Raw genomic sequence first — 21161 nt, 5'->3', positions numbered from 1 at the left:
TCATGAAAAAAACCGTCTCCACCTTCCGTCGACATGCCTTCGTCCTGTCGTTGGCTTCCTTGTGTGTGGCCCCATTCGCAATGGGCGCTGCCCGGGCAGCCGATCTGCGTGTGGTGACTTTGCTCGTTCCGTATCCGGCCGGTGGCCTGTCGGATTCGATCGCCCGGGCGATAAGCGCGGCATTGGGCCGGGCCTTGAACCAGCAGGTCATTGTGGACAATCTGGGCGGCGTCAGCGGATCACTGGCCGCGCAGAAGGTGTTGAACGCGCCCGCTGACGGGCACATGATCTTTCTCGGCTCACCCAACGAGGTGATTCTCTCGCCGATGGTCAACGCCGCCGTGAAGCTAAGAGCCGAAGACTTTCGCATGCTGGGCCAGGTGGCAGTGAATCCGCTGGTTTTGCTGACCCGCTCCACACTGCCGGTGCGCAACGTCGATGAATTCATTGCCTATGCCAAGACCCAGGACAAAGGTCTGTCCTATGGCAGCGTCGGCATGGGCTCCATGTATCACCTGTTGGCTGAAAGCATGGCGCAGCAGACCCAGATCCACGTCACGCATGTGCCCTACAAGGGCATGGCACCCATGGTGCAGGATGTCGGAGGAAACAGCATCGACTTTGCCATCCTGCCCTATGCAACGAGCTTCAAGGGAATGTCCGAGCAGGGGCGCCTGAGGCTCATCGGGTGGCTGGCTCCCACACGCAGCGAGCTGGATACCTCTGTGCCCGCTCTTGGCGAAGGCCAGATTCTGAAGAACTTCAGCCATTCCACCTGGGCCGGTCTCATGGTGAGCCGCAAAACTCCCGAGGACATGGTGGTACGTCTGAACAAGGCACTGGCCGAAGTGCTGCGTGATCCCGAGGTGCGGCGCCAGATTGCGGCCACCGGATCGGAAGCGCCGCAACCCCAGACGCTGGCTGAGGCGGAGCGGAAACTCAGGGAAGACACCGTCAAATTTCGCGCCATGGCCAAAAACATTCAACTCCAGCCGCAGTAAGAACCGCAGGCTCAATCCGTACAGGAAGCTTTCGCAAGTGCGGCGGCCAGCAGCACGCACAGGAAGTTCAGCCTGGGCTGCCTGAAGCTAAAAAGGTCGCAATCAGCCCGCCAAGCTTTGCGACTTACTCTGCCAGGAAATGACCAGCGGGGTACAGCTAGCAGGCACAGCCGGGATGCGGTGATCCAGAACGTTTGTCTCGGCGGACATTCGTGCAGGCTTGGGGTGACCTACAGCGGTTGGCTGTGGATTGCTCGGTGAACCATCAGAGCAGGAGCTCAACCCCTTTGGCTTTGCTGGCTGCGACTGTTAATGGCGTGATTTTCCCTGCCAGGGCTGCATGCATCAGTCCTTGAAACCTAGCGCAATCCAGATGATTTTTCTCAGGGCAATTGGCCGCATGCCGCAAGCCGTCACGCACGGCCTTCAGCCGCTTGATGGACTGCTGCACCTGATCTGCCTTGGCAAGCAGCATTTCGCGACTGACCTGCACTTTTCCGTCAGAGGGCAGCATTGAGCGGATTTCTTCCAGTGAGAACCCGGCAGCGCACCCAAGGGCGATGACGGACAGTCGCTCCAGTACCTGTGCATCGAACAGGCGTCGCTGTCCCTGTCGGCCGATGGAATGTATCAATCCCTTCTCTTCGTAGAAGCGAAGTGTCGATGGGGGTAGCCCGGTTCTTCTTACTACTTCTGAGATTTCCATATTCAGCTCTTGCGCTCAAGTGCACTTGAGCACCTACAGTGGTTCGCATCACTGTAATCCTCAGAGGCGATGCTAGGAAATGATTAATCTGACGAGTATTTTTACACCGGCTCTGGCTGTCGGTATCGGCGCGACATTGCTGATGGACCTGTGGTCTGCAATGCTGCGCCGCATGGGCGTTGCCACCCTGAATTACGCACTGCTTGGACGCTGGTGCCTCCACTGGCGAAGCGGTACCTGGTTCCACCAGTCCATTGGAGAAGCTTGCGCTGCACATGGCGAAAAAATCATTGGCTGGACGGTGCATTACCTGACCGGCATCCTGTTTGCCATGATGTTCTTGAGCATTGCGGAACCTTCGTGGACAGAGGATCCTGCCCTAGTGCCCGCGCTGGTATTTGGCGCAGCAACCGTGGCGCTGCCCTGGTTCGTTCTGCAGCCAGCGTTAGGAGCTGGGGTGGCTAGCGGAAAAACACCTCGTCCCTGGCGCAACCGCGCGGTGGGACTGACTACGCATCTTGTTTTTGGTGGGAACCTCTATCTTTGTGCGAAAGCAATGGCATTGATCTAGGTTTCGAGTTGCGCAGCAAGATGCAGAATGCTTTGCATCGTGCCAAGACCTTGTATAAAGCGAGCAACGTCAAGGATTGCACGCCGGTGCATTCTTTCACCCATCAAGCCGCTTCGTCATGGCACGCGACCTTGACATTGATGGCGATGAGCTCGACCTCGGCGCTGACTTTCATGCCGGCGGAGGTTGCGAGTACATGGCTGACATTCATCTGGGGAGCTGCTGTTTTCTGCCCGGCCACAGAAAGGAAGTCAGACCTTGAATGCAGGTTTGTTCCATGATTTAGAACTCCATAGCTGTTCAATGCCATCACGCATCCTGGTGCTGCTGCCCTTTTGACCTGAGGCAGATTGAACCGATGGGCGGCCTGGGGGGCGGTAATCAGGCTGGCACAGTCAGCAGCCAGTGGCAGCTGTTTCGCCGGTGCGCATTGATAGGCGATTCGCTCGTAGGGGGTGATGTTTTCGATCTGGTTCATTCCTGCAAAGGTGAAAGCCTCAGACGAGACGAGCGCCCGAGGCTTTCACTCGCAGTGCTGATGAATCACACGGGGCGATGCACCAATACCGGAATGCTGCTGTTGACCAGCACGCGCTGGGTTTCGCTGCCCAGCAAAATGCCGGCGATACCCTTGCGGCCGTGCGATGCCATGCAGATCAGATCGCAATGGCTGTCTTGCGCCTGGTGGATGATGGCCTGGCTGATAGAGATATTCGTCATCCGTGCGGTCTTGCAGTCCACGCCCTCGGCTGCGGCGATGTCCGTCGCAATCTTGAGCACCTGGTCGGCTTCCTTCTCAGCGCTCTTAGCCATTTCTGCAGAGTTGTAGGCCATCATCGCCTCAGCACCATAGATCATGGCGGTGTAATCCGGCATTACATACAGCGCCGTTACCTTTGCACCTTGCTCCTTGGCCAACTGCATGCCCGCGCGTAGCGCGGCCTCGGAGAGTTTCGAGCCGTCCGTAGGAATCAAAATGTGCTTGAACATATCCAGCCTCCTGGCGCGTCAGCGCGCCTGTTGTTGAGCAATGAATTCGATCGAATGCCGTATTCATACTCACACTCCGGGCCGGCCAAAGCAACACACTGCATCAGTATTCAGACGATTTCTTGATGACAATCAAAACTTTGAAAGCAAGTAAAAACGCCTCTATCGCTTACCCATAAAGCGATGACAGCTATCAAAACAGCTCTCCTGACGCCTCCTTCGTGGCTTGCGCTGCTGCAGGTTGTTGAGGCATGAAATGTATCTAGTTCGACTTCATCGACCGGGCGTGGTGAAGAGTGGGGCGGCCCTTGCTGTTGTGGTTCTGGTTCAGAAAACAGCTGCTGTGCAGTCCGCCTTGCTTCACCGTGCGGCGGCCCTTACCTGCACAAAGGTCGGTTCCATATTGTGATGGCGTGACGGCTGCGCCTTGACTCCCTGGCGGCTGCTCAAGGACTCGCATCAATGATCGACAAGGCATCAGAACCTGCATGCTGACGAGACTTGGAAGCAAGTTACGGTCTGCCGCTGCTGGTATTTGGCCTGGGCGCAGCCGATGAAGGTGGCTGGCCTTTGCCCTGTACCTGTGGCGCTTTGTGCCATTGCTGATTCGGCCGCGCCTACCCCCTGCTGGACTGTCCGCAGCCCAGCCAGCGATCAAGTCCAGACAATCCGCTTCAACGGAATCCTTCGATGCTTCTCACTCTGATCCCAGCGGCTGTGCACGATTCCCGAGATCGCGCAGGCCTATGAAATTTCCGAGGCGCATCTGATGAAGGTGACGCATCAACCGGCCCTGCAAGGCTGGATAGTCACGGTGCGTGGCAAAGGAGGCGGCATGCACCTGTCCCATATGACGCACAGATCAATATCGGCGCCGTGGTGCGTTGAATGAAGCCCGACTTCGCGCTGGTTGAATGCTTTGGCAGTGACGACCGGCCAGGTTCTTGCCGGTGAGGGTAGGGCAGTGGAAACGCAATGCGCTGAGAGCGATCACGGGCAGTAGTCCGCTTAGTACTTTCATGTTCCGGAGATTGCAGGGCAGGCTATGCGCCGCGGATGCAACCAGGCCAGCGAAGCATACGATGGCGTGCAGACATCTGCCGATGAGCAGTGAAATCAGCAACTGTCGCAGGGATTTATGAAACTTCGCCAGCTCACATAGCGCCATATCAGTCAGTGCATGGATGCATAGGTGATGGCTCTATGCATTTGCGATGCTGCAGTTGTCGCCAGCAGGAGGCCGGCCGTGCAAGCGACGAAGCGGCTGACGCGGGTGTCACTGCCGTAATGAGGCAGAGGCGAAGATCAACACTGGCAAACAACCGGGTGAGGATTCTGAGCACTTCTTGGGTTCTCGAGGCTGCATAGTCGAGCGGGCATTTTTACTGCCGGAGCATCGGGTTGCAGGGCCATGGCTTTGGACAACAACAGTTCTTTAGCCTGTACATGCATGTCATATGGGCCTCCAAGAGATAATATGGCTTATTTAATGTAACTTACATGAATTCATTCAAGGTTCCAAAACCCTGAATTCAACCATTCCTAGGCTTTTGTTTTCCAGCTTTCGATGGGCTTGCCATACATCTGCTCGATGGCATCTTCGTAGTAAGCCATCAAGTTCTTGCGCTTGAGCTTGAGGGTAGGGGTCATCAAGCCGTTGTCAATGCTCCAGCTATCCCTGACCAGATGGATCGCTCTGGGCACTGCATAACGGGCAAAGCTACGTGTCTGCTTTTCGATTCTGGCAAGTGCTTCTCTCTCAGCAGCAGCATGGTGCAGGCTGGAAGCGTCATCCGGGTTCAGGCCGACACTCCTGGCAAGCACTTCCCATTCCATTTGACTGACAACGGCGATACAGGCGATGAAAGGACGATCCTCGCCAACCACAAACACTTGCTCAAACAGGGGATCGACGAGGATGGCCTGTTCCACATCATTGGGAGGCACTTTCTCACCCGTCGACGTCACAATGATTTCCTTGATTCGACCTTTGATTCGAATGCGACCGTTTTCGATGGCCGCTTGGTCCCCGGTTCTGAGCCAGCCGTCGGCAGTAAAGGCTTTGGCCGTGTCTTCCGGACGGTTCCAGTAACCTCGCATCACCACCGGGCCAGAGACCTGCAGTTCCTGATCATCGCCAATGCGGACTTCAATCCCCGGCAGCACCCGGCCAACGGTATCGGGCCAGTTGTCGTCGAGGCCGTTGGCACTGACCACAGGGGCGGTTTCGGTCATTCCGTAACCTTGCAGCATGGGCAGGCCCAGACCCAGAAAACAGCGCGCAATGGTTGGAGACAAAGGGGCTCCGCCGCTCACGGCCACGCGTAGCCGGCCTCCAAACTGTGCGAGCAAGGGTTGTGCGACAAGGCTGCGCAGCAGCCAGGCTGGCAAGGCAGAAGCCCAGCTTGCTTGGGCATCGAGCTGCTCGCTCAAGGGGATGCCTTGACGAGCGCAAAAACGCTTCCAGCCCTTGTTGACTGCCGCCTCGAACAGCTTGCGCTTGAGGCTGCTGGAGGCAAGCGATTCCTGAACCTTGGCATAAACACGTTCATAGATGCGAGGCACGGATATCAGCACGGTCGGCTTGACCTGCTTCATGTCCTGCGCAAGTTGTGCGACAGAACGCGCGTAGGCCACGCAGGAGCCGGTGGCAATGGCCAGGTAGTAGCCAGCAGTGCGCTCGAAAGTGTGTGAAAGCGGCAGAAACGAGAGGAAGACGTCCTCGGGAAAAGCCTTCACACGTTGCATCACAGCGTGCAAGTCGCTGACCACGTTGTCATGGGTGAGCATGACCCCCTTGGGCTTTCCGGTCGTCCCCGAGGTATAGACAATGCCTGCTAGCTGTGTTTTGTCTGGTGGCTCGGGGAGGGCAGAGGTATACCGTTGACCAGCCTGAAGCCAGGCGGACAAGACGATGAGCGGTTTTCGCTGAAGGGTCTTGACGGACTCTTGCGCAGCTTGTTCGGCGGGTATGGGAGAGGCGCTCGATGACTCGTTGGTACGGCCTTGCTGTGCGTGGATCACGGCCTGAAGTTCGGGCAGCTCCTGACCGGTAGCGCAAATTTTTTGCCAGGCTTTGGCATCGGCCACCACCAGCAAGGACGCCCCCGAATCGGCAAGGATGTAGGCAATGCTGCCGGCATTGTCTATGGCATGCAGAGGAACGGGTACGTAGCCGCAGCGCAGACAGGCCTGGTCGATGGTCATCGCATCAAAGCCATTGGGCAGCAGGATTGCCACCCTTGCACCGGCAGGAAGATTCGATGCGCACAAGGCGCGGCTCCACAGGGCAACCCGCTGGGCTGTTTCGGCCCAGTTCAGGCTTTTCCAGACGTTGCTGCTTTCATCGAACGCTCGGTAAGCCTCCGCTGATGGCGTGGCGCTGACCCGCATGGCCAGGAGCTCCGGCAAGGTCTGCACCTGCTCGATAGTCAGATGTCGATTCTCTGTCCGGAGACCCAGTACGTCGATTTCACTTTGTTGGTTCATGCGCTTACCTTCAAGAAGCAGGCAGCTTCCCGCTACGTGAATGATAGCGTTATGGAAATTCGGGACTCAGAATGCGGCTCCGAGCGGGATATCGATGCTTTGGTAGCAGACGGCAATGTAATGGTGCAGGCGCTGCTGCTCGTCACGCACCGCCGTCAGGGAAATCTGGTGCCGGTTCATGTCGTGCTGCATGACGCACGGGCCTTGCCAGTGTCCTTTTCTGCCGATTTCCGTCCAGATCTGCGACCACTGGACATCCGAATCGTCATCGCCACGGATGAAAAGGCTGGCGAACTCCTTGTTCTTGGCGGCTTGGCGCTTCAAGCCGCTGATACGCGAAAAAGCCGGATTGATGTCCACGATTTTTCGGTTCGCATCCAGTACCACCATGCCTTCGTGGGAATGATCGAATACCGTGGCTGCGATATGCAATTGGCGCTCGGTTCGCTTGCGGTCCGAGAGATTGGTCAGAAGCCCTACATACATCCGCTGGCCCCGTGCCTCGGCCTGGCTCAATGCCAGACGCATTGGAACCAGCGTACCGTCCTTGTGCTGGCCCAGCACCTCTGAAATCTTGTTCTGCAGAGGGGGCGCGTTATTGCGCTGACCAGCTTCATGCTGTTCCAGATAGGCATCATGCTGGGTGACTAACGCGGCTGGCATGAGCATTTTCACGTTCTTGCCCAATACTTCCCCCGGGCTCCAGCCGAATAGGACTTCCGCTGCAGGGTTGTAATCCGTCACTCGGCCCTGATTGTCGATGCAGATAATTCCATCCGCCGCCATATTGACCAAGGCTTGCAGTCTGGCCTCATTCATATCCACTTTCTGCCAGCGACTACGGTAATGGATCAAGGCATTGGCCTGTGCAATCAATCCACCGAATAGAAGCGTAATCAGGGCAATCGTCAGCGCCAGAATCAGGCGGTCGTTCGATGTTGTTGCATCATGGATCTCATGGTCCGAAGTGACTCGCAGCGCCAGCATGGCTGTGTAATGCATGCCGGATATTGCTGCGCCCATGGTGACAGCCGCCAGTGTCTTGCGCCAATGGTCCTGTTTGAGTTTGAAGCGCGCCAGCCCGAAACGGACCCAGAGAGCAAGCGTAGCCAGTGCGACGCCGACAACCAAGGAGATGAAAAACCAGGCGGCTGAATACTGGTGGGTCGCCGGTGTGCGCATTGCAGCCATGCCGCAATAATGCATGGCTGCAATGCCAATGCCTACCGCCAATCCTCCCAAGATCAATTGCCTGAGATTGAGCTCATTGTGAGTCAGCAAGGCGAGAGCCACTGCAGACGCCGCAATGCCCGGGATAATGGAAAGGACCGTGACCGTCAAATCATACTGAACCGCCGCATGCAGGGAATAAGCGAGCATGCCGATGAAATGCATGGCCCATATGCCTATGCCTAATGCCAGCGATCCGCTCACAATAGACCAGTAGCGCAATTGTCGTGAAGTGGCTGATCGGGCAAAAGACGCATGGCGCAATGCCTGTCCGGAAGCAATCCAGCAAACTGCCAGCGACAGGATTACAAGCAAAGGGTCATATTCGCCCTTGATCAAGTGAGCGTCAGCAGAGGAGCCCCAGAAAAATTGCGCCAGCATGAATCATGATCCTGTAACACTGAAAGCACATTCAGTTACTTTGCGAGCATCGCATGAATCGGGTAATCCAATATTTCAAATTTGTAGGATAAATACCAAAGCGCATTTTCCATGAGCCGACAAAGAGGGATCGTCTAGATCGCCGCATCGAGTCCATTCGCGAAATGCTGCTGCACTGCGCTCATGGCGATTTTCGGATCTCGCTGCAGCAATGCTTGCATGATGGCTTCGTGCTCTGCCAGAGAGTCTTCGATACGGCCTTGCTTGAACAGCGACTTGTGGCGGTTGAGCTTCATGACTTTGCGCAAATCGGCTACTAGCTGGTTACGCCAGCGGTTGTCGGCAATGTCGAGAATCTGCATATGAAAGCTTTCGTTGAGCGCGAAAAACCGCTCGGCGTCGGCTGTGTTCTGTTTCAGCTCCTCATGAGTCTGCTGCAGACGCTGCAATTGTTCGTCCGTGGCCTTGCCGGCAACCTCGGCCGCTGCATCCGCTTCCAGCAGGCTCAGCAAGCGATAGACGTCGGAGATGTCCTTGCGCGAGACCTCGGTCACGTAGGCACCCCGGCGCAGCTTCATGGTCACCAGGCCTTCGGCGGCCAGCACCTTCAATGCCTCGCGCAGGGGCGTGCGGCTGATGCCGTATTCCTCGGCAATCTTCAGCTCGTCGATCCAGGCACCAGGTTCAAGCTCCCGCCGGAAGATGCGCTGGCGCAATTGCTCGGCGACCTGCTCATATAGCGCAAGAGGAGTAAGTGTTTTGCTTGTCATTACGCGTGATTATATGCTGCAAGTATTTTGAATTCATAATTATGAATCATGTACACTAGACGCATCTAGGTAGTTCACCGCAATTCCAAACTTCACTGCGCGCACCGCATACGAGAGACAACATGAGCCAAGAGAATCCGGTACAGGACCCACAAGAATTCGCCCCCGCTGATCTGCAAGCCTGGAACAAGGCCGCCAACAAGGCAGCTCCTGGCGGTGATATCAACAACCTGAACTGGGTCACGCCGGACGGCATTACCGTCAAGCCGCTGTACACGGCGGAAGACACGGAAGATCTGCCATTCACCAACACGCTGCCGGGATTCGCCCCCTACATCCGCGGTCCCCAGGCCACCATGTATGCAGGGCGGCCCTGGACGATTCGCCAGTACGCTGGCTTTTCCACCGCCGAAGAATCCAACGCCTTCTATCGCAAGGCACTGGCCGCCGGCGGTCAAGGCGTTTCCGTCGCATTCGATCTGGCCACCCATCGCGGCTATGACTCCGATCATCCACGTGTGACGGGTGATGTGGGCAAGGCCGGCGTGGCGATCGATTCCGTCGAGGACATGAAGATTCTCTTCAACCAGATCCCCTTGGACAAGGTCTCAGTCTCCATGACCATGAACGGCGCCGTGCTGCCCGTGCTGGCCGGCTATGTGGTGGCAGCCGAAGAGCAGGGCGTCCCACAGGATCAACTCGCCGGAACGATTCAGAACGACATTCTGAAAGAGTTCATGGTGCGCAACACCTATATCTACCCGCCCAAGCCGTCGATGAAGATCATTGGCGACATCATCGAGTACACGAGCCAGAACATGCCCAAGTTCAACTCGATCTCGATCTCGGGCTATCACATGCAGGAAGCCGGTGCCAACCAGGCTCTGGAAATGGCTTTCACGCTGGCCGACGGCAAGGAGTATGTGAAGACTGCCATTGCCAAGGGCATGGACGTGGATGCTTTTGCGGGCCGTCTGTCCTTCTTCTGGGCCGTGGGCATGAATTTCTACCTGGAAGTGGCCAAGATGCGTGCCGCGCGCCTGCTGTGGTGCCGAATCATGAAGGGTTTCGATGCCAAGAACCCCAAGAGCCTGATGCTGCGCACCCATAGCCAGACCTCGGGTTGGTCGCTGACCGAGCAGGACCCTTACAACAACGTGGTTCGCACCACCATCGAAGCCATGGCAGCCGTGTTTGGCGGTACCCAGTCCCTGCACACCAATGCGCTGGACGAGGCCATTGCCCTGCCTACGGAGTTCTCAGCCCGCATTGCCCGCAACACGCAGCTGATCATTCAGGAAGAGACCCATATCACCAATGTGATCGACCCCTGGGCTGGCTCCTACATGATGGAGAAGCTGACCCAGGAAATGGCCGACAAGGCTTGGGCCATCATTGAGGAAGTCGACGCCATGGGCGGCATGACCGCCGCTGTGGACAGCGGCTGGGCCAAGCTCAAGATCGAAGCCGCCGCCGCCGAGAAGCAGGCGCGTATCGATTCCGGCAAGGAAGTCATCGTCGGCGTCAACAAGTACAAGCTGGCCAAGGAAGACCCGGTCGACATCCTGGAAGTGGACAACGTCAAGGTGCGTGACAGCCAGATCGCGCGGCTCAAGAATATCAAGGCGAAGCGCGATGCTGTCCAGGTCGAAGCAGCGCTGGCTGCCATCACTGCTGCAGCAGAATCCGGAGAGGGCAATCTGCTGGATCTGTCCATCAAGGCCGTGCGCCTGCGTGCCACGGTGGGTGAAGTCTCCGACGCGATGGAAAAGGCGTTTGGTCGCCATCGCGCCGATACCCAGAAGGTGACCGGCGTGTATGCTGCCGCTTATGACTCGGCCGAAGGCTGGGACAAGCTCAAGGAAGAGATCAACACCGCTTCGCAGGCCATGGGCCGACGCCCCCGCGTAATGATCGCCAAGCTGGGTCAGGACGGTCACGACCGCGGTGCCAAAGTGGTCGCAACCGCGTTTGCCGACCTGGGCTTTGACGTGGACATGGGGCCGCTGTTCCAGACACCCGAAGAATGCGCGCGCCAGGCCATCGAGAACGATGTGCATGCGGTGGGTGTGTCGACCCTGGCCGCCGGGCACAAGACTTTGGTGCCGGCCATCATTGCCGAGCTCAAGAAGCAGGGGGCGGACGACATCATCGTCTTCGTGGGCGGCGTGATTCCCGCCCAGGACTATGATTTCCTCTACAACGCGGGCGTCAAGGGCGTATACGGCCCCGGCACTCCCATTCCTGCCAGCGCCAAGGATGTGCTGGAGCAGATCAAGAAGGCCAACGGTCTCTGATCGGCCGGCAAGCATCGATAGCAAAGGCGACCGCAACGTGACCCCTGAGCAAATGCAAGACGGCATCCTGCGCGGCAACCCTGCCGTGCAGCGCCGGGCCATGGCCAAGGCCATTACCTTGCTTGAATCCTCCCGGGCCGACCACCGTGAACAGGCTGACGGTCTGCTCACCGCTCTGTTGCCGCACACGGGCAAGGCATTTCGCCTTGGCATCAGCGGCGTGCCGGGCGTCGGCAAATCCACCTTCATCGAAGCCCTGGGCCTGTTTCTGATAGAGAAGGGGCTGCGTGTGGCCGTGCTGGCGATTGATCCGTCCAGCACCGTTTCAGGCGGCTCCATCCTCGGCGACAAGACCCGCATGGAGCAACTGTCCATGCGGCTGGAGGCCTATATCCGCCCCAGTCCCAGCAGCGGCACGCTGGGCGGCGTGGCCGAAAAGACGCGAGAGGCCATGCTGGTCTGCGAAGCCGCCGGTTATGACGTGGTCATCGTCGAAACCGTGGGCGTGGGCCAGAGCGAGATTGCCGTGCACGGCATGACGGACATGTTCTGCGTGCTGCAGCTCCCCAACGCTGGCGACGATCTGCAGGCCATCAAGAAGGGCGTGATGGAGCTGGCCGACCTGGTGGTCATCAACAAGGCCGACATCGACCCCCACGCCGCCACGCGTGCCCAGGCCCAGATTACATCGAGTCTGCGCCTGCTGGGCATGCACGGCAATCCAGACCACGCCAACACCGGCGCACTATGGCAGCCGCGCGTACTGCAGATCAGTGCCTTGCTGGGACAGGGAGTGGAGGGCTTCTGGGCTGCAGTCAGCAGCTTCAGGGAGCTGCAAACCTCCAACGGCCGCCTGGCCCTGCGCCGCGAGAAGCAGGCATTGGCCTGGATGTGGGAGCGCATCGACTTCGGCCTCAAGCAGGCGTTTCGCCAGCATCCGCGGGTCAAGGCCATGCTCCCCGTCCTTCAGGACGATGTGACAGCGGGTCGTATCGCTGCCAGTACCGCAGCAAGAAATCTACTTCTAGCCCAAATGCAGTAGGCGCTAGCAGCTCTTATTACCATAGCATCGCAGCATCACCATTGCGAGACAAGCAACCCAAATCACGTTAGAGGACAAGCATGCAAGACGATATCCTGAAGCAGCTGGAAGCCAAGCGAGAACTCGCTCGGTTGGGTGGGGGACAAAAGCGCATCGACGCGCAGCACAAGAAAGGCAAGCTGACGGCGCGCGAGCGTATCGAGCTGCTGCTGGACGACGGTACTTTTGAAGAGTGGGACATGTTCGTGGAGCACCGCTGCACGGACTTCGGCATGGAAAACACCAAGATCCCCGGCGACGGCGTGGTCACCGGCTACGGCATGATCAACGGCCGTCTGGTCTTTGTGTTCAGCCAGGACTTCACGGTGTTCGGCGGCGCACTGTCCGAAACCCATGCCGAGAAGATATGCAAGGTGATGGACCAGGCCATGAAGGTCGGCGCTCCCGTCATCGGCCTCAACGATTCGGGTGGTGCGCGTATCCAGGAAGGCGTTGCCTCTCTGGGCGGCTATGCCGATGTGTTCCAGAAGAATGTGCTGGCCTCGGGCGTGGTGCCCCAGATCTCCATGATCATGGGCCCCAGCGCCGGCGGCGCCGTGTACTCGCCGGCCATGACCGACTTCATCTTCATGGTCAAGGACAGCTCCTATATGTTCGTGACCGGTCCCGAAGTCGTGAAGACCGTGACGCACGAGGAGGTCACGGCCGAAGAGCTGGGCGGGGCCATCACCCACACCACCAAGAGCGGCGTGGCCGACATGGCATTCGACAACGACGTGGAAGCACTGATGATGCTGCGTCGACTCTATAACTACCTGCCCTTGAACAACAAGGAAAAGGCTCCTGTGCGCGAGGCCACCGATCCCGTGGGTCGCGCCGATCTGTCGCTGGATACGCTGGTGCCCGAAAACGCCAACAAGCCCTACGACATGAAGGAGCTGATTCTCAAGACCGTGGACGATGGCGATTTCTTCGAGCTGCAGCCCGAGTACGCCAAGAACATCATCATCGGCTTTGCCCGCATGGCCGGTCAGACCGTGGGCGTCGTGGCCAATCAGCCCCTGGTGCTGGCCGGTTGCCTGGACATCAAGTCCTCCATCAAGGCGGCGCGCTTCGTGCGCTTTTGCGATGCCTTCAACATCCCTGTGGTCACCTTCGTGGATGTGCCCGGTTTCATGCCCGGCACTTCCCAGGAATACGGCGGCATCATCAAGCATGGTGCCAAGCTGCTGTATGCGTATGCCGAAGCCACAGTGCCGAAGATCACTGTCATCACCCGCAAGGCCTATGGCGGCGCGTACGACGTGATGGCTTCCAAGCATTTGCGTGGCGACGTGAACCTGGCCTGGCCCCATGCCGAAATCGCCGTGATGGGCGCCAAGGGCGCGGTGGAGATCATCTTCCGTGAGGACAAGAATGATCCGGTGAAGCTGGCTGCACGCGAAGCGGAATACAAGGAGCGCTTTGCCAACCCCTTTGTGGCCGGAGCCCGTGGTTTTATCGACGATGTGATCCAGCCGCACGAAACACGCAAGCGCATCTGCCGCTCGCTGGAGATGCTCAAGAACAAGCAGCTGGACAACCCCTGGCGCAAGCACGGGAACATCCCCCTGTAAGAACAAGAAGAACCAGGAGATATATCCATGTTTACCAAGATTCTGATTGCCAACCGCGGCGAGATCGCCTGCCGAGTCATCGCCACCGCCCGCAAGATGGGCATCCAGACCGTGGCGGTCTATTCCGACGCCGACAAGGACGCGCGCCATGTCAAGCTCGCCGACGAGGCCGTGCGCTTGGGCCCCGCACCCAGCCGTGAGTCCTATCTGCTGGGCGAAAAAATCATTGAGGCCTGCAAGCAGACCGGCGCACAGGCGGTGCACCCCGGCTACGGTTTTCTCTCGGAGAATGAGGGCTTTGCCAGGCGCTGCGAAGAAGAGGGCATTGCCTTCATCGGCCCCAAGTCGCATTCCATTGCTGCCATGGGCGACAAGATCGCGTCCAAGAAGCTGGCCGGCGAAGCCCAGGTCAACACCATCCCCGGCTACAACGACGCCATCGGCGGTCCCGAACAGGCCGTGGAAATCGCCAAGGGCATTGGCTACCCCGTGATGATCAAGGCTTCGGCCGGTGGCGGTGGCAAGGGTTTGCGCGTGGCATTCAACGACAAGGAAGCCTTTGAAGGTTTTGCCTCCTGCCAGAACGAAGCGCGCAACAGCTTTGGCGACGACCGTATCTTCATAGAGAAGTTCGTACAGGAGCCCCGCCACATCGAAATCCAGATTCTGGGCGACAGCCATGGCAATGTGGTTTACCTGAACGAGCGTGAGTGCTCGATACAGCGCCGTCACCAGAAGGTGATCGAGGAAGCGCCTTCGCCCTTCATCAGCGATGCCACCCGCAAGGCCATGGGCGAGCAGGCCGTGGCCCTGGCCAAGGCCGTCAAGTATCAGAGCGCTGGCACCGTGGAGTTCGTGGTCGGCAAGGACCAGGACTTCTACTTCCTGGAGATGAATACCCGTCTGCAGGTCGAGCACCCGGTGACCGAATGCATCACCGGACTCGATCTGGTCGAGCAGATGATTCGTGTGGCCGCCGGCGAAAAACTGTCCTTTGCCCAAGCCGATGTGAAGCGCGACGGTTGGGCCATCGAGTGCCGTATCAACGCCGAAGACCCGTTCCGCAACTTCCTGCCTTCGACCGGCCGCCTAGTTCGCTTTGCGCCGCCCGAGCAGACCATGTGGCAGTCCGACACTGAGCATCTGAACGGCGTGCGTGTGGATACTGGCGTCTATGACGGCGGCGAAATCCCCATGTACTACGACTCGATGATCGCCAAGCTCATCGTGCACGGCAAGGACCGCAACGACGCCATCGCCAAGGCCCGCGAAGCGCTCAACGGCTTTGCCATTCGCGGCATCAGCTCCAACATCCCGTTCCAGGCAGCTCTGCTGGCACACCCGGACTTTGTCTCGGGCCAGTTCAACACCGGCTTCATTGCCCAGCACTATGCCGACGGCTTCCATGCCGAGGACGTGCCCCACGATGATCCCGACTTCCTGGTGGCTTTGGCCCTGTTCCGCAATCGCCGCTATCGTGCGCGTGCATCGACCATCACCGGCCAGATGCAAGGCCACCAGGTGCAGGTGGGCGAGAAGTACACCGCAGTGGTTCTGGGTGCTGAAGGCAAGAACCAGTATGTGACTGGCGAGGTGACCGACTTCGATGCCCAGGCGCGCGTCTGCAAGGTCGTCATTGGCGACAAGGCCTACGAGTTCCGCAGCAATGCAGACATTCGCGATCTGGTGGTGCGCGGCGTTTGCAATGGCAAGGCTTTCACCTGCCAGATCGAACGCGGCAATGGCAAGAACCCGCTGGCACTGCGCGTCATCCACAATGGCACGCAAGCCGATGTGCTGGTGCTCTCGCCCAAGGGCGCAGAGATGCACAAGCTCATGCCTTACAAGGCACCGCCCGACCTGTCCAAGTTCCTGCTCTCGCCCATGCCCGGCCTGCTGGTCGACGTGGCGGTGCAGCCCGGCCAGAAGGTGCAGGCCGGCGAGAAGCTGGCGGTCATCGAAGCCATGAAGATGGAGAACATTCTCTTCGCGGCCCAGGATGGCGTGGTCAGCAAGATCAGCGCTGCCAAGGGAGATTCGCTGGCGGTGGACGACATCATTCTGGAATTCGAGTGATGCCGGTTTTTCATCGCCGGGCCGCCCCAAGATGAAAAGCGCCCCTCTTGGAGGGGCCCAGACCACACGCAGTGAGGAGCGCGGGGTGTCATTTTTCGGGGCCGGCCGGCATTGAATGCCGTCGCAGCCTTCAGGCCCTGAAATTGGAAGCCCGCAAGGCTTTGGCTTTGCGGGCTTTTAAGTTTTCATTGGAAAATAGCTGTATCCCTTATCCAGTAAGTGTAAGTAGCTATGATATTAAAAGCGTCTGCAACGATTCCCGGTCGCGCCAAGTTCGTTCGTGCCTTGCTGGCTGTGGTGGGCTTGCTGCTGCTGGTTGACGCATTGGTGCTGATGTGCCTGGGGCACTTCAATGTAGGGGTGGTGCTGCCAGCCGGCTTGGGTGCTGCGGCCTTGGGGCTGAGTTGGAAATGGCGGGCCGTACAGCACTGGCGTGCAGCCAGGCCCCTGCATGCAAGGCTCTGGTCGCTGGCCTGGGCCGGCCTGGCGCTGTGGCTGATCAGCCTTTTCTGGTTCTGGAGCCGCCTGTCCGGCCTGGGTCTTTCGCCGCAGCAAGTGCCGCCCGTGCAATCCATCGTCGTGCTGGGCAGCGGCACGCTCGATGGTCACCCCAGGCCAGTTCTGGCTGCGCGGCTGGATCAGGCGGCGCAACTGGCCAAGCTGCAGCCCCAGGCCTTGGTCGCCGTTTGCGGCGGTGTCGATTGGGGTGAAAAAGAGTCGGAGGCCGAGGTCATGGCCCGCTATCTGCAGCAGCGTCACGGTATTGCGGCGCAGCGGCTGGTGCTGGAAAAGCTCAGCACCAGTACCGAGCTGAACCTCAAGCTCAGCCGGCCCTTGCTGGCCGAGCGCGGTGTGGCTGCGGATGCCCCCATGGCCATGGTCAGCAGCGACTTTCATCTGATGCGCGCCATGGACATTGCAAAGCGGCAGGATCTGCCTCAGGTCTATCCCGTGGCGGCTGAGACCCCTCTGGCCACGCGTTTCAATGCCTGGCTGCGCGAATACTTTGCCATGGCCAGCAGCTGGTTGCTTGGCGAGGTCTGATATTTCAATAAAAACCGGCTCTGGCGCTTACCAATATTGCGCTTTAAGCTATCAATCAAGGAGTCACTCATGAGCAACCGTCCTTTCAAGGTTCTAGGTATTCAGCAAGTCGCCATCGGTGGAACCGATAAACAGCGCATGAAAAAGCTGTGGGTGGACATGCTGGGTCTGGAGCAGACCGGCACCTTTCAGAGCGAGCGCGAAAACGTGGACGAGGACATTCTGGCCATGGGGCGGGGCGCGATGAAGGTGGAAGTAGACATCATGCAGCCCATGGACATCGAGAAAAAGCCCGCCGTGCACGCCACGCCGCTGAACCACATCGGCCTGTGGATCGACGATCTGCCCAAGGCCGTGGAATGGCTGACGGCCAATGGCGTGCGATTTGCTCCCGGCGGTATCCGCAAGGGAGCGGCAGGCTATGACATCACTTTCCTGCACCCCAAGAGCAATGACGAGTTTCCGATTGCCGGCGAGGGCGTGCTGATCGAGCTGGTGCAGGCTCCGGCCGACGTGATTGCGGCGCTGGGTTGAGCGCTTCGGGCGCCGGCTGTCAGATTGCAGCAGCATGAAAGCTGCGACTGCTCTCAGAACTGATAGCCGAGCCTGATCCCGAACGCCGTGGCGGACTCGGCATCGAAAGCCGCCAGGGTCGTGCCGCCGCTGGAGATATCAACCGAGCCCAGACGCTGGTAGCTCAGCCAGGGCGTGAGCTTGAACTTTCCTTGCTGATAGCTCACCCCTACCGTGTAGCCAAGGCGGCCATCGGTGGGGCGCAATGGCGACAGCGCGGCCTTGTCGCTGCGCTTGTCATAAGCCACGGTGACAAAGCCGGACCAGTTCGCCGCCAGCCTCTGCCCAAGACCCAGCGTGTAGGTGGTGGTGTCCTCCATGTCCGCCAGACTGCGCCCTGGGAGTATCGCCGCCAAGGTCTGCGGGTGTAGCCGGAATTGCGACCAGTTGGTCCAGCGGATCTGTCCAAAGAGCAGGGTACTTGACGTGATGCCTGTCTGAACATCGAGGTTGAAGCTCTGCGGAGCAGTCGATGCGGTCCTTGTTTCGCCCGGCCACAGGTTTTCACGGGTCGCGATCTTGTGCCTGATGGCCGAGTAATAGGTCGCAGCGACGCGCAAAGTCATATCCGGCCGCTCATAGCTCATGCCTAGCAAGTAGCCTGGCTCGGTACTGGGTCTGAAATCCACCCGGTACCCACTGAGCGCTCCAAATACCATGCCCCCCAGGGCGACATGTCCTTCCGTGCGCTGCAGGCGCAGACCGCCATGCACGGCCCAGTGCTCATCCCAGCGGTAGCGCAGCGCCCCCATAAGCTCATGGCTGCTCACGCGGGCCTGCGTGCCGCCAAAAAGAGGCGATTGCAGCGGGCTGTAAGCGATGTCAAGGCCAAAAGGCTTGCTCAACATCAGCAGCACCGAGGTGCGTGGATTTACATCCTGCTTGTATGCAAAGCCCCATTGGGTATAGTCGTCGGCGACTTGCCCGGTGGACTTTCCCAGCGCATCCGCGCCCTGGATCCGGGGCCTGACCGTATAGGTCTCCACGGAAAGATAGCGGCCGTTTTCAAACAAAGGCCCAAGGTCCTGGCCCGTTCTATCAAGGCCGCCGGCCTGGGCGCAGAGTCCCCACATCATGGCTGCACAGCCAGCCCCCGCTTTTGTTTTTATCAACGCCTGCTCCAACGCTCTGATTTCATCTGCATGCATGTAATCTAATGTATCTACATGACAGGTGAACAGGTCTAATTGGAGGATGCTGGCTTGAATAGTTGATGCTGACGCGGCAGTGACGAGTCTGTCGCCTGACTTATGCTGTGCGCTGCGATTGATCACCGTCCGAAGCCCAAAGCCGCGCAGAAAATGCCTTCCATCTCGACCAACTCCACGATCGCTTACTACGACCGCCAATACAACGCCCGCGCCAGCGTGCAGGATCCGCTTGCCTACCTGGCGCGCTACACGCAGGAAAGCCAGGCCGCATTTGCCTTGTCCGGCGCAGTTCGCAACCAGCGCTACAGCCCCAGGGCTACGGATGTTCTGGATATCTATCTGCCCTCAACCCAGGCAGGCACCGCACAAGCTGCGCCTGTTTTCATCTTCATCCATGGCGGCTACTGGAAGGCCTTGGGCAAGGATGATTCGGCATTCATGGCACCGGCGCTGACGCAGGAGGGCGCCATCGTCGTTGTGCCTGACTACGATCTGGCCCCGTCCGTCACACTGGACCATATAGTCGATCAGATGCGTCAGGCCTATGCCTGGGTGGTGCGCAATATCGCCATCTACGGCGGCGATGCCAGCAATATCTGTGTCTGCGGAAGCTCGGCCGGAGGACATCTGGTGGGCATGCTGCTGGCCAAGGACTGGCAGCAAGACTACGACCTGCCAGCGCAGGCCGTACCCCGATCAGCGCTGACCTTGAGCGGTCTGTTCGACCTGCAGCCGCTGTTGACAACCCATATCAACGACTGGATGCAACTCGACGATGCTGCTGCCATACGCAACAGTCCGCGCTTTCTGCTGCCCGATGCGGGTACCCATGCTCAGAGCCAACTGCGCGTGAGCTGTGGGGAGTTTGAAAGCCATGAATTCAAGCGCCAGTCGCGCGACTATCTGGCGGCCTGGCAGGCACGCTGTCTGCCGGGGCGGTGGGTGGAAGCGCCGGCGACCAACCACTTTGATTTGCCGCTGCAACTGGCCGATCCGCAGTCCGCCATTCATCAGACTGCGCTGCAGCTGATGGGGCTTGTTCAATCCTCGTCCAGCATGCGCGCCGCCTGATTGTTGAGTGCCGAATCGGCCCTGAAGTAGCCGAGCACGGTGTTCACGCTATGGTGCCCCGTCAAGGCCATGGTGTCGGCCAGCGGCAGATTGCGTCTGCCGGCCTCGGTCACAAAGCCCGAGCGCAGCGAGTGTGCGGAAAAATCCCCTTCCACGCCTGCCAGCGCACAGCGTTCCTTGACAATATTTCGCACGGCGGCGGGAGTCAGCAGCTCTGCTACATGGCCTCCTTTGCGAATGCGCCTGAAGATAGGACCTTCGGTGATGCAGGCTGCGTCCAGCCATGCTCTCAGGGCGATGGCGGCACGGCCTGTGACGGGCTTGTGATTCTCGGGGGCGTCGGTGCCGCTCTGGTTGGTCTTGCTATGGCTCAGGGTGTAGATGAATTCCCCACCAGCCACGGCGCGCAGGAAACGCATATCGGCGCCGGCCACTTCGGAGCGGCGTCGCCCGCCGCTGGCCCAGGCAAACAACAGCAGCGCCTGGTCGCGCAGGCCACGCAAGCTGTCGTCACAGCTGGCCAGCAGCATCTCCAGCACATCACGCGTCAGCGCCTCTTTTTTCTGGGGTAGATCACCGCGTCTTGCATAGGCCTTGCGCGTACGTGACATCAACTCCCTGACTGCCCCGTCCTGACAGGGGTTGGACATGGCATGCACCTGATGTGCCTTGGACATCACGGCCATGCGGTGCACCAGCGTGCTGTGCGAAGGCGCACCTTTTTTTCCCTTGTAGCCTGCAGCTACCAGGGCTTCATCGATTTCGGGTGGCATCTCATGAAGCAGGCCGACACCGCTCTGCCTCTGGGCATGATCGATGATGAACTGCAGCACCGTGGAAACCTGCAGCGGCAGTTGCATGGGCTGGCCCAGACGCAGTAGGTGCCAGGCTGCCCAGTAACGCATGGCGCTTTGATAGCTGCTGCGCGTGTTGCTGGATTCGCCTTCATGCATCAGTTCCTTGATGGCTTCATGCGCTTCGGGTGCCAGGGCGGCAGCCGGCATATCCAGCACCTGTAGGCGGTTGGCATCAAAGGCCGCTGGAGCAGGGAAGGGCGAGGGCTTGTGTGAATCCATGGCGCTATTTTCGCCCTGACTTTACATGCCGGCTGAAATCGATTTGCCGCTCTGGGGCTGTCGGCAAAGGTGGTACA

The 21161-nt window shown here is 59.0% G+C and carries 17 protein-coding genes and 1 pseudogene; 10 read left to right on the top strand and 8 right to left on the bottom strand.

Annotated elements, in window-relative coordinates:
- The first annotated feature begins 2 nt into the window (after positions 1-2).
- Positions 3-1001: a tripartite tricarboxylate transporter substrate binding protein gene (locus tag O987_RS14540; RefSeq protein ID WP_043373071.1), complete on the top strand. Its 999-nt coding sequence runs from the start codon at positions 3-5 to the stop codon at positions 999-1001.
- Between the two features lie 265 nt (positions 1002-1266).
- On the opposite strand, the gene O987_RS14535 is transcribed toward O987_RS14540, so the two are convergent.
- Positions 1267-1707 carry a helix-turn-helix domain-containing protein gene (locus O987_RS14535; protein ID WP_043373069.1) on the bottom strand — a complete coding sequence of 147 codons (441 nt, stop codon included), beginning with the start codon at positions 1705-1707 and terminating at the stop codon, positions 1267-1269.
- A gap of 79 nt (positions 1708-1786) precedes the next feature.
- On the opposite strand from O987_RS14535, the gene O987_RS14530 reads away from it, so the two are divergent.
- The gene (locus O987_RS14530) at positions 1787-2278 is read left to right on the top strand and encodes a DUF2938 family protein (RefSeq protein WP_043373067.1); all 492 of its coding nucleotides are present in this window, start codon (positions 1787-1789) and stop codon (positions 2276-2278) included.
- 103 nt (positions 2279-2381) lie between these two features.
- Here the strand turns inward: O987_RS14530 and O987_RS14525 are convergent, their stop codons facing one another.
- Both O987_RS14525 and O987_RS14520 read right to left on the bottom strand, forming a co-directional pair.
- On the bottom strand, positions 2382-2756 hold the full coding sequence (locus O987_RS14525) for a hypothetical protein (protein WP_043373065.1): 375 nt from the start codon (positions 2754-2756) through the stop codon (positions 2382-2384).
- Positions 2757-2821: 65 nt separating this feature from the next.
- Positions 2822-3268: a universal stress protein gene (locus O987_RS14520; protein WP_043373063.1), complete on the bottom strand. Its 447-nt coding sequence runs from the start codon at positions 3266-3268 to the stop codon at positions 2822-2824.
- Between the two features lie 715 nt (positions 3269-3983).
- On the opposite strand from O987_RS14520, the pseudogene O987_RS28130 reads away from it, so the two are divergent.
- A pseudogene (locus O987_RS28130) lies at positions 3984-4153 on the top strand (Rrf2 family transcriptional regulator); the annotation flags it as partial.
- Between the two features lie 657 nt (positions 4154-4810).
- Here the strand turns inward: O987_RS28130 and O987_RS14515 are convergent.
- The 3 genes from O987_RS14515 to O987_RS14505 all read right to left on the bottom strand — a co-directional run bounded on the left by O987_RS14515 (position 4811) and on the right by O987_RS14505 (position 9138).
- Positions 4811-6757 carry an AMP-dependent synthetase/ligase gene (locus tag O987_RS14515; RefSeq protein ID WP_003054908.1) on the bottom strand — a complete coding sequence of 649 codons (1947 nt, stop codon included), beginning with the start codon at positions 6755-6757 and terminating at the stop codon, positions 4811-4813.
- A 66-nt stretch (positions 6758-6823) separates the two neighbouring features.
- Positions 6824-8368: an MHYT domain-containing protein gene (locus tag O987_RS14510; protein ID WP_043373061.1), complete on the bottom strand. Its 1545-nt coding sequence runs from the start codon at positions 8366-8368 to the stop codon at positions 6824-6826.
- Between the two features lie 134 nt (positions 8369-8502).
- Complete coding sequence (locus O987_RS14505; protein WP_043373058.1) at positions 8503-9138, bottom strand: GntR family transcriptional regulator; 636 nt, start codon at positions 9136-9138, stop codon at positions 8503-8505.
- A gap of 122 nt (positions 9139-9260) precedes the next feature.
- Here O987_RS14505 and scpA point away from each other — a divergent pair, with 122 nt between their 5' ends.
- The 6 genes from scpA to O987_RS14475 all read left to right on the top strand — a co-directional run bounded on the left by scpA (position 9261) and on the right by O987_RS14475 (position 17747).
- Positions 9261-11435 carry a methylmalonyl-CoA mutase gene (gene scpA, locus O987_RS14500; RefSeq protein ID WP_043373055.1) on the top strand — a complete coding sequence of 725 codons (2175 nt, stop codon included), beginning with the start codon at positions 9261-9263 and terminating at the stop codon, positions 11433-11435.
- A gap of 37 nt (positions 11436-11472) precedes the next feature.
- A complete protein-coding gene (meaB, locus tag O987_RS14495) occupies positions 11473-12477 on the top strand; it encodes a methylmalonyl Co-A mutase-associated GTPase MeaB (RefSeq protein ID WP_019042236.1) in 1005 nt (334 codons plus the stop codon).
- Positions 12478-12557: 80 nt separating this feature from the next.
- Positions 12558-14093 carry an acyl-CoA carboxylase subunit beta gene (locus O987_RS14490; protein ID WP_043373052.1) on the top strand — a complete coding sequence of 512 codons (1536 nt, stop codon included), beginning with the start codon at positions 12558-12560 and terminating at the stop codon, positions 14091-14093.
- A gap of 27 nt (positions 14094-14120) precedes the next feature.
- Positions 14121-16169 carry an acetyl-CoA carboxylase biotin carboxylase subunit gene (locus O987_RS14485; protein ID WP_043373049.1) on the top strand — a complete coding sequence of 683 codons (2049 nt, stop codon included), beginning with the start codon at positions 14121-14123 and terminating at the stop codon, positions 16167-16169.
- A 231-nt stretch (positions 16170-16400) separates the two neighbouring features.
- Positions 16401-17213: a YdcF family protein gene (locus O987_RS14480; protein ID WP_043373047.1), complete on the top strand. Its 813-nt coding sequence runs from the start codon at positions 16401-16403 to the stop codon at positions 17211-17213.
- 69 nt (positions 17214-17282) lie between these two features.
- The gene (locus tag O987_RS14475; protein WP_003054918.1) at positions 17283-17747 is read left to right on the top strand and encodes a VOC family protein; all 465 of its coding nucleotides are present in this window, start codon (positions 17283-17285) and stop codon (positions 17745-17747) included.
- 53 nt (positions 17748-17800) lie between these two features.
- Here O987_RS14475 and O987_RS14470 read toward each other — a convergent pair whose 3' ends face one another.
- Positions 17801-19060 (bottom strand): outer membrane protein transport protein, encoded by a 1260-nt coding sequence (locus tag O987_RS14470; RefSeq protein ID WP_235214146.1) that lies wholly within the window; start codon positions 19058-19060, stop codon positions 17801-17803.
- Between the two features lie 27 nt (positions 19061-19087).
- Here O987_RS14470 and O987_RS14465 point away from each other — a divergent pair, with 27 nt between their 5' ends.
- Positions 19088-20008 (top strand): alpha/beta hydrolase, encoded by a 921-nt coding sequence (locus O987_RS14465; RefSeq protein WP_043376493.1) that lies wholly within the window; start codon positions 19088-19090, stop codon positions 20006-20008.
- Here O987_RS14465 and O987_RS14460 read toward each other — a convergent pair.
- Complete coding sequence (locus O987_RS14460) at positions 19978-21084, bottom strand: site-specific integrase (RefSeq protein WP_043373039.1); 1107 nt, start codon at positions 21082-21084, stop codon at positions 19978-19980. The two genes, O987_RS14465 and O987_RS14460, sit on opposite strands and share 31 nt — an antisense overlap.
- Positions 21085-21161: the final 77 nt, after the last annotated feature.

Source organism: Comamonas testosteroni TK102, assembly GCF_000739375.1.
GTDB lineage: Bacteria > Pseudomonadota > Gammaproteobacteria > Burkholderiales > Burkholderiaceae_C > Comamonas > Comamonas brasiliensis.
This window is presented reverse-complemented; position numbering and strand designations above follow the sequence as displayed.